This is a genomic window from Herbinix hemicellulosilytica (assembly GCF_002904165.1).
Lineage (GTDB): Bacteria > Bacillota > Clostridia > Lachnospirales > Lachnospiraceae > Mobilitalea > Mobilitalea hemicellulosilytica.
Window position 1 is genome coordinate 44589 of record NZ_CVTD020000008.1, and the last position, 14140, is coordinate 58728.

Genomic DNA, 14140 nt, shown 5'->3' on the forward strand with positions numbered 1-14140 from the left:
TTTAAGCATAAGATAGGGGAATTGGAATGGACAACCCGAGAAAATTGATTGTAGGTTTTGATCTGTGTGATGACTATTCACAGATCAGTTGTTTCAGCTATAAGACCTATGAACCGATATCCATAAGTCCAAGTGATGATGAGGAAGATACCCTTATTCCGACAGCCCTTGCCGTAAGATACGATACCGGTATATGGCTGTTTGGCAAAGAGGCAGTACGTTGTGCGAAAGAAGGTTCTGCGGTACTGGTCGATAAGCTGATTACAAAACTAAAAAATAAAGAAGCAGTGGAAATAGACGGGCAAAGTTACGGTCCTGTAACACTTCTTGAAAAATATTTCAGAAAAACACTAACTCTTATAAAGAATTATTTCCCCACAGAAACAATAACCCGTTTGGTAGTTACCATAGATGAAATGGATACGGACTTATTTGAAGGGATTTATGAAGCTTTATATATGCTTGGAATTGATAAGGACAGGGCTACCGTAATAAGCCACGGAAGCAGCTTTATGTATTATGCCTTAAGTCAGGAAAAGGAGCTTTGGCTCAATGATGTAGGATTATTTGATTTTAATGAAAATGGGCTGTACTATTATCAGATTAGTATTAACCGCAGGTTAAATCCTATGATAGCCGGGATGGAAAAAAGGGATTTTTCGGATACTTTAAACTATAAAATGTTAAAAAATAAAAAAGTTGATTTAAAGTATGCATTTGAAACCATAGCCCATACTGCAATGTATAAACAAATTATATCCACTTTGTATATTACGGGAAGAGGTTTTGAGGGAGGCTGGGCAGATGACGTAATCAAAAGCCTTTGTGCAGGCCGCAGGGTATTTATGGGGCAAAGTCTTTATACAAAAGGTGCCTGCTATGCGGCAAAGGAGTTGTCCGGTGATGAAAAGCTTGGGGATATAATCTTACTTAATAATGATATGATTGTCAGTTCCATATGGATAAAAGTTTATGTGGACGGGCATATAAAGGAAGTTATGCTGTCAGATGCGGCCGTTCCCTGGTATGAAGTAAACAGTGAAATAGAGGTTATACCGGATGAAGAGGCAGATATAGAAATCATATTCAGGAATATATTAACGAAGGAAATTATCAGAGAGAGAATACCCCTTTATAACTTACCTGAAAGACCGAACAGGATGACCAGGCTGAAAATAAGTATATCCTGCCTGGATAAGTCCAAAGTCAAAATAGTTATTACAGATTTGGGATTTGGGGATATATATCCTGCTTTGGGTGTAGCAGCTGAATATGTATTAGATATATAATAAGTATCAGTGAGAAACAAATGACAAGTGGGGAAAGAGCATGGGAAAACTAATACTGTGCAGCGGAAAAAGGACGGACAGGCCATACGTACTTCCGGATTCGGGAGAGAGGATATATTCGATTGAGGAATTATGTTATTACATATATAATAATGTATATTCCATTGAAGAAGCCATGTTTACCGCTTCTTTGATAGACTGGATAGGAAAAGAGCTTGGCTTGTCCGAAAGAGCTGAAAAGCTTTATACATTAAAAAAACAGGGTGCCGATCTTAAAACCTTGATTACGGTAGTATTATGCAGCGCGGACTATTATACGGAAAGTGAAATAAAGAAGCTGCTTTCGGTAATAGACGAAATAAGAGCAATGCCTTCGGCAAGACGCCGGTATCTGAAAGCTAATGCTTATTTAAAAAGAAAACTGTATTCGGAGGCTGCAGCCGAATATGAAAGCCTGCTGGTATCTGAAGATGCAATAAACTTAGACCCTAAGTCGTACGGGGATGTACTGCATAATCTTGCTATTGCCAAATTGCATTTATACGGTCCTGGGAAAGCCCTGGAGCTTTTTAGGCAGGCTTACGAAAGAAATCAGAGGCCGGAAAGCCTAAAACAATATCTTTATACTCTGTGGCAATGCCAAGACAGGGAAATGTTTTATGAAAAATTAAAAGAATATAATGCGGACGATGAAACTGCCGCTAAAATTGCTCTTAAGCTGGAACAGTTGTCAGACGAAGCAAGACTATCCGGGGATATGAAGGAATTGCAGATACTAAGGGCTTTGTATAAAACAGGAAAGACAGAAGAATTTGAGATAAAATGCAAAGAGATGTTAGACAGGTGGATAAAGGAAATAAGGTCAATATAATTAACCATAAGGACGGATATAATTAACTTAAGGATAGGAGATATAATATTATGGGTTGGCTTAAAAATTTATTTATTAAACCTGACAATAAGGAATTAAAAGAAAATAAGGAACAAGTTATACCGGATAAGAATAAGGAGCATATTTTACCGGTAAAAAGCAGTAAAGTTTCCGATTTTAACAAGTATGTTAGGGAAAACAGTGAAATTATAACTGAAAGCCATCGCTTAATAGAGGAAGCCAAGACGGAATATCAGGCGGTGACCTCATATTTGACCGATATACAAAAAATAGATATGATTCCCATGGAGCAAAGGGGGGAATTGGAAGAGGCGGCAAGTAATATCGTAAACTTAAGCAAAGAAAGGGAAATGATCCAAAACAGAAAGTATGATATCACAGATACCCAGTATCGCCTGTTTGAACGGTATGAGATGCAAATTCCGAAAGAATTGGCGGCAGTCAAAGAAGCGGAAAGCTATCAGGAAAGTATTGAGTCAGATTTAAAACGATTGGAACAGGAAAAGCAAAACTTTCTTAATGAAAAGGATGAAATTGCTTATAAACAGACTTTCCTTAAAGGAATTGCTGTTGCTACCTGCGTGATTATAGTACTCCTTTTTGCTATATTTGCAATTTTAACTACTTACACAAATTCAAATATGACTCTTCCTTTCCTTCTTACGGTATTGATGGGCATGGCTACTGCTCTTTATATATTTATGGAAGCCAGAAAAAATGCCAATGATATACAATTGGTGCGTATTAAACTTAACAAGGTTATTATGCTTGCAAATAAAGTGACTATAAAATCAGTTAATAACCGTAATTATCTGGATTATATATATAATAAATATATGGTAGACAATTATGAGCAGTTTAAAAATTGTTGGGAGCAGTTTGTCAAAATAAAAGATGAGAATAAAAAATACAGAAGCAATTCGCAACTTTTGGAATACTATTATGAAAGACTTATAAATGAACTTAAAAGATTTGGCGTTAATGATGCGGAAATTTGGATCTATCAGCCGTCGGCTATTCTGGACAGCAGAGAAATGGTGGAAATCCGGCACAGGCTTAATGTTCGCAGGCAGAAGTTAAGGGAAAGAATTGATACTTATCAGAAGCAAAAAGAAGAAGCAGCAAAAAACATTATATCCATGATTAAAGCATGTCCGGAAAGAAAAGATGATGCTATCCGCATTCTGGATGAGTATAAAATACGCCAGGATGTATTGGAGTCCCAGATTTAAGTATTATAACTCGCATATTATTGAGGATGCGAATGGAGAATACAGTGAAACCTTTCAAGGACATAAGCAGTAAGGGTTGTTGTTTTGTTTTATATGTTAAAGACAAAGAAATTTTTGTGTAAAGACGGATATAATGAGGAATAAGGCGGTTGCTATAGAGATAAAATGATGGATATAGTACAGAAAAGCATCTTAAGAATTATAATAAAATAAATTCAAACATTATAAGTAAAAGAATAAAACTAAGCACTTGACAGAAATGTAAACTTTGCATAATATAGTAGTAATCTTTATATTTGCTAAATGCAGTGAAAAAGAGGAGTAGGTAAGGAACACTTAACAGAGAGGACCATTCACCGGCTGAGAGATGGTCTATAAGCGGTCTTACCGAAGGTAGCTTTGGAGCAGCATTTCTGAAGCCTGATTACTACAGGTGTGTAGGAAATGACGGATTGTCCCCGTTAAAGACTAATGAGGTGGCTTTACGTATGTGAGTTAATTGTATTAATTCATAAAATGTAAGCCATGAATAAAGGTGGTACCACGGTTCTTCGTCCTTTGCGTCGAAGGACCTTTTTTAATATCCGTTTTTATACCGAATAATCTCTAATCTATGCAAAATTTTAAGGACTTAATCCACCTTACGGTTTGATAAACTAAAATTTATTTTATAAGTTATTTGGTTAATCAAACCATCAAAAAAATTTGCTTAATAATCACTATGGTTTTTATGCTGTTTAGTTACGCTATAAAGATTGTAAAATTACAATTTTCAAAAAGGAAAGGCTTGCACAGTTTTTTCATAATTAAAAGAGAGGAGAGGTTACCGTGAAGAAAGAATTGGCAAAGACTTACAATCCCAAAGACATTGAAGAAAAGCTATATCAAAAATGGTTGGACAACAAATACTTCCGCGCAACGGTTGATTGGAGCAGAAAGCCGTTTACTATTGTGATTCCGCCGCCAAATATAACCGGTCAATTGCATATGGGTCATGCTCTTGATAATACACTACAGGACATTTTAATTAGATTTAAAAGGATGCAGGGATATAATGCCCTTTGGCAGCCGGGGACGGACCATGCAAGTATAGCTACCGAAGTTAAGATTATCGAGCAGCTTAAAAAAGAAGGAATAGAAAAAGAAGACCTGGGAAGAGAGGGTTTTCTTGAAAGGGCATGGAAATGGAAGGAAGAATACGGCGGCAGGATCATATCCCAGCTTAAGAAACTTGGTTCTTCCTGTGATTGGGACAGAGAAAGATTTACCATGGATGAAGGATGCAACAAGGCCGTAAATAAGGTATTTGTTGATCTTTATAAGAAGGGCTATATATATAAAGGCTCCAAAATCATCAACTGGTGTCCGGTATGCCATACTTCCATATCCGACGCAGAGGTTGAGCATGAAGAAAAGGAAGGCCATTTCTGGCATATCAAATATCCTGTTGTAGGTGAAGAAGGATATGTTGAGATAGCTACCACAAGGCCTGAAACCATGCTCGGAGATACGGCGGTAGCGGTAAATCCGGAGGATGACAGATACAAACATTTAATAGGCAAGAAAGTACTTCTTCCTATAGTAAACAGGGAGATACCTGTTATTGCCGATTCTTATGTTGACATGGAATTCGGAACCGGTGTAGTTAAGATTACTCCTGCCCATGACCCCAATGACTTTGAAGTTGGAAGACGTCATAACCTTCCTGAAATTAATATCATGAATGATGATGCTACCATCAATGAAAATGGCGGCAAATTTGCCGGCATGGACCGTTACGAAGCAAGAAAGGCAATAGTAGAGGAGCTTAAAGAACTGGGGCTTTTGGTTAAAGTAGAAAAGCATATTCATAACGTAGGTACCCATGACCGCTGCAAAACAACCATAGAGCCGCTTATTAAACCCCAATGGTTTGTTAAGATGGATGAGCTTATAAAGCCTGCCGTAGAAGCCGTAAAATCCGGTGAAATCGAAATTATTCCTGACAGATTTAATAAGATATACTTTAACTGGACAGATAATATCAGAGACTGGTGTATATCCAGACAGCTTTGGTGGGGACACAGAATTCCGGCTTATTACTGCGATTCTTGTGGCGAAATAATTGTAGCAGAAGAAGAGCCTTCCAGATGCCATGTTTGCGGAAACACCAACTTAAGGCAGGACGAGGATACATTGGATACCTGGTTCTCATCCGCATTATGGCCTTTCTCTACATTAGGTTGGCCTGAAAAGACAGAAGATCTTGAGTATTTCTATCCTACTGATGTTTTGGTTACCGGATATGATATTATATTCTTCTGGGTAATAAGAATGGTATTTTCTGGATATGCCCATACCGGCAAGAAGCCTTTCAATAAGGTATTGATTCACGGCCTGGTAAGAGATTCACTGGGCAGAAAGATGAGCAAGTCCCTGGGTAACGGTATCGACCCTCTTGAAGTAATAGATAAATACGGTGCCGACGCTCTAAGATTTACCTTGATTACAGGAAATGCTCCCGGAAACGATATGCGCTTCTACTGGGAGAGAGTTGAAGCAAGCAGAAATTTCGCCAATAAGGTATGGAATGCTTCTAGGTTCATAATGATGAATCTTGAAAAAGCCGAGTTAACCAAGACTATTGATGAGAATTTACTGACTCCGGCAGACCGCTGGATTTTATCAAAGGCCAACAAGCTTGTAAAAGAGGTAACCGATAATCTTGAAACCTTTGAAATCGGTATCGCAGCTCAGAAAATTTATGATTTTATCTGGGAGGAATTCTGCGACTGGTATATTGAGATGGTTAAGCCCAGACTCTATAACGACCAGGATGAAACCAAGACAGCAGCCCTTTGGACTTTGCAACATGTGCTGACCGTATCCTTAAAACTGCTTCATCCTTATATGCCTTTCGTAACAGAGGAAATATTCTGCACTCTACAGGAGATGACCGGGCTTAAAGAAAAAGATTCAATCATGATATCCTCATGGCCCGAATACAATCCCGACTGGGAGTTTGAAAAAGATGCGGAAAGTATCGAGCTTATAAAGGAAGCCGTAAAAGGTATCCGTAACGTAAGATCCCAGATGAATGTTCCGCCAAGCAGAAAGGCAAAAGTGATTGTAGTCTCCGATAACGAAAGGGTAAAAGAAATATTTACCGAGAGCAAAGCCTTCTTTGCCGCATTAGGTATGGCAAGCGAAGTTTTGGTTCAGGATGATAAATCGGGTATCGGAGAAGATGCGGTATCAACCGTTATTCGAGGAGGAACAATCTACATCCCGTTTGAAGATCTGGTAGATATAGACAAAGAAATAGAGCGCCTGGAAAAAGAAAAGGAACGCTTAGAGCAGGAGTTAAAGAGGGTTAACGGAATGCTTTCCAATCCAAACTTCATATCCAAGGCTCCTGAAAGTAAAGTTGCGGAAGAAAGGGCTAAACTTGAGAAATATACAGATATGATGAAACAGGTTATGGACAGACTGGAGAGCCTGAAAAAATAGAAATATGAAAAAGTAAAATATTTTAATAAGAAAGACGCGTTGCAGGATAGCTGTTAAAGCCAGAATGCCACGCGTCTTTTTGTCATAAGTAAAAGAAAAAAACTGACTGGTTTAGAAATCTCATGATTTTATGTAATATCTTTTTCTGCCCGTTTTCTTTTTCTTATAGTTAACTTATATATTTTAATAATTTTCTTATATATTCAGAGAAGGCATAGAGTTTAATATGATTAAGTTTCGTATTTAATAAATGCAGAGGTTAGTATATTTGTAGCGGCAATAAAAAATAATATCTTTAGTTAAAGATATACAAAAGGTTAATAAAGCCAGAATATATTTAATACAATATAATTTTATAATATATAATTGACATAAATAAAATATCATGGTAGTATAAACCAAAGTATCATAAACCTTCACTGAAAGGAGGAAGATTAATGAAACTAAAAGACAAAGTTGCGATAGTAACCGGTGCCGCTTCGGGAATGGGTAAAGCAATAGCCATTCGTTTTGCGAAAGAAGGGGCGAAAGTAGTACTTTCCGATATAAATCAGCCGGCACTTGATGAAGTGGTAGCACAGATAAAATCAGAAAACGGAGAGGCATTGGGCATTACAGCAGATGTGGCAAAGAAGGAAGATACGGACAATCTGGTGGATCTAACGGTAAAAACTTATTCAACTGTTGATATACTCGTTAACAATGCTGGTATTATGGATAACTTTGTTCCGGTAGCCGAGCTTTCCGATGAACTGTGGGATAAGGTTATCGGTATAAACACTACAGGGCCAATGAGGTTAATAAGAAAATGTATGCCTATTTTCTTGAAAAACGGAAAAGGTATAATAATAAATAATGCTTCCATAGGAGGGTTATTCGGTTCCCGTGCCGGAGCAGCCTATACTGCATCAAAACATGCATTGATAGGTCTTACTAAAAACATCGGATTTCAATATGCAAACCTGGGAATACGCTGCAATGCCATAGCACCGGGCGGGGTAATAACCAATATACAAACTACTATGGATAATCCGGACAAGTTCGGTAAAGAACGGGCTATGTCCGGCTCTGCCAATAATCCAAGATTTGCACAAGCGGATGAAATAGCACATATAGCCGTATTTTTGGCATCGGATGATTCAAGTTTTGTAAACGGGGCGGTAATTACAGCCGACGGAGGATGGACAGCATATTAAGTTATGAAAATTTAAATAGGTATTTAATTAAACTAATAAAAATTCGCAATGAATATAAAAAATGCCTCTGCTTTATTTAAAGCGGAGGCATTTACAAAATTATCTTTAGTATTACATAAATATTAAATATAATTAATAATGAATTGTATAATTTAAATGAACTTGAAATTAAATACCGTATACATTATTATAGTTGTATATAAAAGCATATGAATTAACAAAAGATTCTGAATAAGACAAGAGAGAGGAATTGAGTTATGTTGCAGGATGAATATATTAAATTTACAATCGGAAAGCAAAAACATATAGCCCTGATAGCCCATGACAGCAAAAAGCAGGAAATGATTGAATGGGTTGAGGCAAATAAAGAGATATTGAGAAATCATTTTCTTAGCGGAACCGGAACCACAGCCAGACTGATTTCGGAAAAAACGGATCTTCCGGTTAAGGCTTACAACAGCGGCCCTCTGGGGGGAGATCAGCAGATAGGATCAAGAATTGTTGAAGGGAATATCGATTTTGTCATATTCTTCTGGGACCCGCTTGCAGCCCAGCCCCATGATCCTGACGTTAAAGCATTACTTAGAATTGCTGCCGTGTACGATATACCGATAGCAAATAACAGGGCAACTGCTGATTTTTTGATTACTTCAAAATACATGTCCGAAGAGTACGAGAGAAAAGTAATCAATTATAATAAAGTTATCAACAGCAGACTGAATGAACTGGCAAAAGATTAATAACGAACAAGCCATACATCTGTTAATTAAATCAATAAAGCATAGTAAAATAAAGCATTTTAAATTTATATTATAAAAAGCATCATTATAAAGACAGATTTCATTCTCTGCTTTCTTATAATGATGCTTCTTTTATTAATAAAGTAAAATTACATATTATACTATTCTTTATAATCACTTGCCAGACAATCGATAAAATACCTGGCACCTTCGGATAAAGGTAAATCCAGATTGTAAGCTGCGACAAGCTTTCTTGTAGGAAGTTCCTGTTCGGTTTCGATTATAGCCAGATCTCCCAGGTCATTGATGCAAAAATCGGGTACAAAGGCGATACCGAGTCCTATTTTTGCAAGGTCTATCAAAAGGTCATTACTTGCAAGTTCAATGGCAGGAACCAGATCAAGGGAATGCTCCAGGAATAAATTATGCAGGAATATACTGGTGGTAGCCCTTTTTTCCAGCATCAATATCGGGTATTTTTGAAGTTCCTGAAAGCTTACTGGACGGTCATGCAGAGGAAAAACATCCTTTTTTGCAATAAATACATCACGAAATTCCTTAACAGGAATAATATCCATCATATCATTCAGGGCAGGGTTAGGCGAGTTTGTAACAATAACGTCTACTTCGTTGCGTTCAAGCATCCTTGCGCACTGCATAGAGGTACCGTTGGATACTTTTATATGGATATTGGGGAATTCTCTGTGGAACCGGTTTAGATAAGGGACAAGATAATATCTGCATATTGTATCACTGGCACCGATTCTTAACTGAACGCCGACTTTGGGGTCGGCACAAAGCTGATTTTCACCGCGGGTAATTAAATTTACCGCAGGCTCAATATGCTTAAGCAGTAATTCCCCTTCTTTGGTAAGAGCCACCCGTTTGGTACTGCGGATAAATAACTGCTGATTTAACCTTTTTTCCAAGGTTTTAATGGACTGGCTGACCGCCGACTGAGATATAAACAAAGCTTCAGCAGCTTCAGAAAAACTTAGGCTTTTTGCCACATAATAAAATACTTTATACAGTTCGTAATTTATATCCAAAACAGTTCCTCCTTTGTTATAATTAGTGGAAATTAAGCCTAAACACCTGCAAGCGGGCAAGGCCACCGACTATATTAGTTTACATATATTAGAATCCCTAATAAAAGCATTTACATATATTAATTTTAATTATAAGACAACTTATGTTATAATGCAAGAAAATGATGGACAATTATACATGAATAATTTAAAAATTATCATAAATAACATATATCATAAGGAACAGGAGATTGTTAATGAGCAGCGTAAGAAGAATTTATGTAGAAAAGAAAGAACCCTATGCTGTCCGTGCAAAAGAACTGGAAGTGGAGTTAAAGAACTATTTGGGGATAAAAGGGCTGAAATCAGTCAGAGTACTTAACAGATATATGATAGATAATGTAAGTGATGATACATACGAAAAGGCATTGAATACGGTTTTTATGGAACCGCCTGTTGATATTTTATTTGAAGAATATCTTCCTATAAACCCGGGTGACAGAATATTTTCGGTAGAATATCTTCCCGGACAGTTTGACCAAAGGGCGGATTCCGCGGAGCAATGTTTAAAGCTTCTTAATGAAAACGAAGAACCTGTAATCCGTTCGGCTACTACATACGTTTTATCCGGAGATATTTCCGATGAAGAATTTCAAAAAATAAAGGCTTATTGTATTAATCCGGTAGATTCCAGAGAAACGGACGAAGAAAAACCCGATACCCTGGTTGCAAAATTTGAAGAACCTGAGGATGTAGAAATACTTTCGGGTTTTATAAATATGAACGATGAAGATCTGAAAAAACTGTACGATTCCCTTAATCTGGCAATGACTTTGGCTGACCTTCGCCATATTCAGAATTATTTCAGGGATACGGAAAAAAGAGATCCGTATATAACCGAAATCCGCGTACTTGATACTTATTGGTCCGACCATTGCAGACATACTACCTTCTTAACGGAACTTAAGGACATTAAGTTTGAAGAAGGGTATTATACAGAACCGATAAAGGCTGCATTTTTCTGTTATACCAATGACAGGGAAAAGTTTTATAAAGGCAGGGATGATAAATACATCTCCCTTATGGATATAGCTACTTTGGCTATGAAGAAACTTAAAGCCGACGGCATGCTGGATGACATGGAAGTATCCGAGGAAATCAATGCCTGCTCAATAATTGTTCCTGTGGAAATAGACGGTAAGACGGAAGAGTGGCTTGTATTCTTTAAGAACGAAACACATAACCATCCTACCGAGATTGAACCTTTCGGAGGTGCCGCCACTTGCCTTGGCGGTGCCATCCGGGACCCCTTATCGGGCAGAGGCTATGTCTATCAGGCTATGAGGGTCACCGGAGCTGCCGATCCTACCCAACCTATAGAAGCTACTATGAAGGGTAAGCTCCCTCAAAGAAAAATATGTACCGAGGCGGCAAAAGGATACAGTTCATACGGAAATCAGATCGGGCTTGCGACAGGCCTGGTGGATGAGGTTTATCATCCCGGTTATGTGGCTAAAAGGCTGGAGATCGGAGCTGTTATGGGAGCAGCCCCCAGAAAATATGTCAAGCGTGAAAAATGCGAACCGGGGGATATTATTATACTTCTGGGAGGAAGAACCGGAAGAGACGGTATCGGAGGTGCTACAGGCTCTTCGAAAATTCATACAACAAAATCCATAGATACCTGCGGGGCTGAAGTACAAAAAGGAAATCCTCCTACCGAACGTAAGATACAAAGATTGTTCAGAAGGCCTGAAGTCTGCCTTCTTATAAAAAAATGCAATGATTTCGGAGCCGGCGGTGTATCAGTGGCAATAGGAGAGCTGGCTGACGGACTGCATATATATTTGGATAAGGTACCTAAAAAATATGCGGGCCTTGACGGAACCGAACTGGCAATTTCAGAATCCCAGGAAAGGATGGCTGTTGTAGTAAGTCCCGAAGATGTCGGTAAATTTATGTCATATGCCGAAGAAGAAAACCTGGAAGCTGTGGCGGTGGCTGAGGTTACCGATACCGGAAGGCTGATTATGGAATGGAGAGGCAAAAAGATTGTAAATATTTCCAGGGAATTTTTAAATACCAACGGGGCCCATCAGGAAGCGGATGCTTTTGTAACCGTTCCTGACAAAGATAATAATTATTTTAAACTGGGAGCTTTACCTTTTATTCACGAAAATATAAGCATAAAAGATAAATGGTTAAAAGCTTTGGCCGATCTTAACATATGCTCCAAAAAAGGCCTGGTAGAAATGTTTGACAGCTCCATAGGAGCTTCTACAGTTACCATGCCATACGGAGGAAAATACCAGAGGACTCCTATACAGACCATGGTGGCAAAGCTGCCTGTGCTGGAAGGAAAATGCGACAGCGTATCCATGATGAGCTATGGATTTGATCCTTACCTTTCCAGTTGGTCGCCGTTTCATGGGGCTGTGTATGCGGTAATATCTTCAGTGGCAAAAATAGTGGCTTCGGGTGGAGATTATTCAAAGATTCGCTTTACCTTCCAGGAATATTTCAGAAGGCTCGGAACAGACCCGAAACGTTGGGGCGAACCTTTGGCAGCTCTGCTTGGGGCTTACGATGCACAAATTAAACTCGGGCTTGCAGCCATAGGCGGTAAAGACAGCATGTCAGGAACTTTCAATGATATAGATGTTCCGCCTACCCTGGTATCCTTTGCGGTTAATATGGCCCTGGCCGGGGATATCGTAACAACTGAGTTTAAATACCCGGGAAATAAGATTGTAAAATTCAACATTAAAAAAGACGCCTATGATTTGCCGGTATACGAACAGGTTAAATCCTTGTACGGCAATTTACATAAACTGATGAAGGATAAAAAAATAGTATCAGCATTTGCCGTAAGCTTTGGAGGAATAGCTGAAGCAGTAAGCAAGATGGCTTTCGGCAATAAGCTGGGAGTGAATTTATATGCTTCTCTTGACGAAAAAGAGCTTTTCCTTCCGGATTACGGAAGTATCATAGCAGAGATGAAAGCCAAGGACGTATCGTTGTTGCCCGAATACGGATTTATAGCGGAAGACTATGATGTAATAGGCGAAGTTACAGCAGATGAAGCATTAAAATATGGTGATGAAACTATTACCCTTGATGAGGCTTATTCGGCCTGGAGTAAAACTTTGGAGGGTGTATATCCTACCCGTACGGAAAGAAATGTGAAAACCTTTGAAACCAAACTTTTTGATGCGGGAAAAGTTTATGTGGCTAAGAACAAGGTGGCAAAACCGAGGGTATTTATTCCTGTATTTCCCGGTACCAACTGTGAGTATGATACCATGAAGGCTTTTGAGGCGGCGGGAGCCGAAGTGGAGACGGTCGTTTTTGCAAACATGAATGCGGACGATATAAGAGAATCTGTAAAGAACTATGAAAAAGCCATAAGAAAAGCCCAGATAATAATGTTTGCCGGCGGATTTTCGGCAGGTGACGAACCGGACGGCTCAGGTAAATTTGCAGCCACCATTTTCAGAAATGAAATTATAAGAGAAGCGGTAAATGACTTGTTATATAACCGGGACGGCCTGGCCCTGGGCATATGCAACGGTTTTCAGATACTGATAAAGCTGGGCCTGGTACCTTACGGCGAGATAAGGCCGCAGGATGAGGATTCGCCGACCCTGATAACCAACAAAATCGGGCGCCATGTATCCAAAACTGTTTATACAAAGATTGTAAGCAATGCTTCTCCGTGGTTAATGAAAGCAGAGCTTGGAGGCATATATTCGATCCCTTCATCCCATGGAGAGGGACGCTTTGTAGCAAGCAAAGAGTGGATAGAAAAGTTATTCAAAAACGGTCAGGTGGCTACCCAATATGTTGACATAAACGGAAATCCGACCACCGATGACGAATATAATCCAAACGGTTCATATTACGCTATCGAGGGAATCATAAGCCCCGACGGCAGGGTTTTCGGTAAGATGACTCATTCCGAAAGAATAGGAGATCATGTAGCTATCAATATAAGCGGAAATCAAAACCAGCATATATTTGAGTCGGGAGTTGAATACTTCAAATAATTATAGGTTAAAGCAAAAAAAGTGTCATAGAACACCCTTTATATAGTAAATGGGGAGAAGAAGGACCGTATTAATAAGCGGCTTTCTTCTCCCCATTATTTTGATTTTTATCTTTGAATATTTTAATTCAAATCATATATTCAATTAGATTATTATAGTTACTTCTTTGCAACTGTTTCCGTATCAGTTTATAGATTACAGTTTATACAATAATGGGGGTATCTTCTT

At 38.6% G+C, this 14140-nt stretch carries 8 protein-coding genes and 1 other annotated feature; of the genes, 7 read left to right on the top strand and 1 reads right to left on the bottom strand.

What is annotated here, in order from left to right; all coding sequences use genetic code 11:
* Positions 1 to 26: 26 nt before the first annotated feature.
* The 6 genes from HHT355_RS01245 to HHT355_RS01270 all read left to right on the top strand — a co-directional run bounded on the left by HHT355_RS01245 (position 27) and on the right by HHT355_RS01270 (position 8838).
* On the top strand, positions 27 to 1289 hold the full coding sequence (locus tag HHT355_RS01245; RefSeq protein WP_103201644.1) for a DUF5716 family protein: 1263 nt from the start codon (positions 27 to 29) through the stop codon (positions 1287 to 1289).
* Positions 1290 to 1329: 40 nt separating this feature from the next.
* Positions 1330 to 2160 carry a hypothetical protein gene (locus tag HHT355_RS01250; RefSeq protein ID WP_103201645.1) on the top strand — a complete coding sequence of 277 codons (831 nt, stop codon included), beginning with the start codon at positions 1330 to 1332 and terminating at the stop codon, positions 2158 to 2160.
* Positions 2161 to 2210: 50 nt separating this feature from the next.
* Positions 2211 to 3413, top strand: coding sequence for an AAA family ATPase (locus HHT355_RS01255; protein WP_103201646.1), 1203 nt, complete (start codon positions 2211 to 2213; stop codon positions 3411 to 3413).
* Between the two features lie 299 nt (positions 3414 to 3712).
* Positions 3713 to 3975: a binding site (T-box leader), on the top strand.
* 266 nt (positions 3976 to 4241) lie between these two features.
* The gene (locus HHT355_RS01260) at positions 4242 to 6902 is read left to right on the top strand and encodes a valine--tRNA ligase (RefSeq protein ID WP_103201647.1); all 2661 of its coding nucleotides are present in this window, start codon (positions 4242 to 4244) and stop codon (positions 6900 to 6902) included.
* A gap of 437 nt (positions 6903 to 7339) precedes the next feature.
* Complete coding sequence (locus tag HHT355_RS01265) at positions 7340 to 8098, top strand: SDR family oxidoreductase (RefSeq protein ID WP_103201648.1); 759 nt, start codon at positions 7340 to 7342, stop codon at positions 8096 to 8098.
* A 257-nt stretch (positions 8099 to 8355) separates the two neighbouring features.
* Positions 8356 to 8838 carry a methylglyoxal synthase gene (locus tag HHT355_RS01270; protein WP_103201649.1) on the top strand — a complete coding sequence of 161 codons (483 nt, stop codon included), beginning with the start codon at positions 8356 to 8358 and terminating at the stop codon, positions 8836 to 8838.
* Positions 8839 to 8999: 161 nt separating this feature from the next.
* Here the strand turns inward: HHT355_RS01270 and HHT355_RS01275 are convergent, their stop codons facing one another.
* On the bottom strand, positions 9000 to 9887 hold the full coding sequence (locus HHT355_RS01275) for a LysR family transcriptional regulator (protein WP_103201650.1): 888 nt from the start codon (positions 9885 to 9887) through the stop codon (positions 9000 to 9002).
* Positions 9888 to 10123: 236 nt separating this feature from the next.
* Here HHT355_RS01275 and HHT355_RS01280 point away from each other — a divergent pair, with 236 nt between their 5' ends.
* On the top strand, positions 10124 to 13912 hold the full coding sequence (locus HHT355_RS01280; RefSeq protein WP_103201651.1) for a phosphoribosylformylglycinamidine synthase: 3789 nt from the start codon (positions 10124 to 10126) through the stop codon (positions 13910 to 13912).
* Positions 13913 to 14140: the final 228 nt, after the last annotated feature.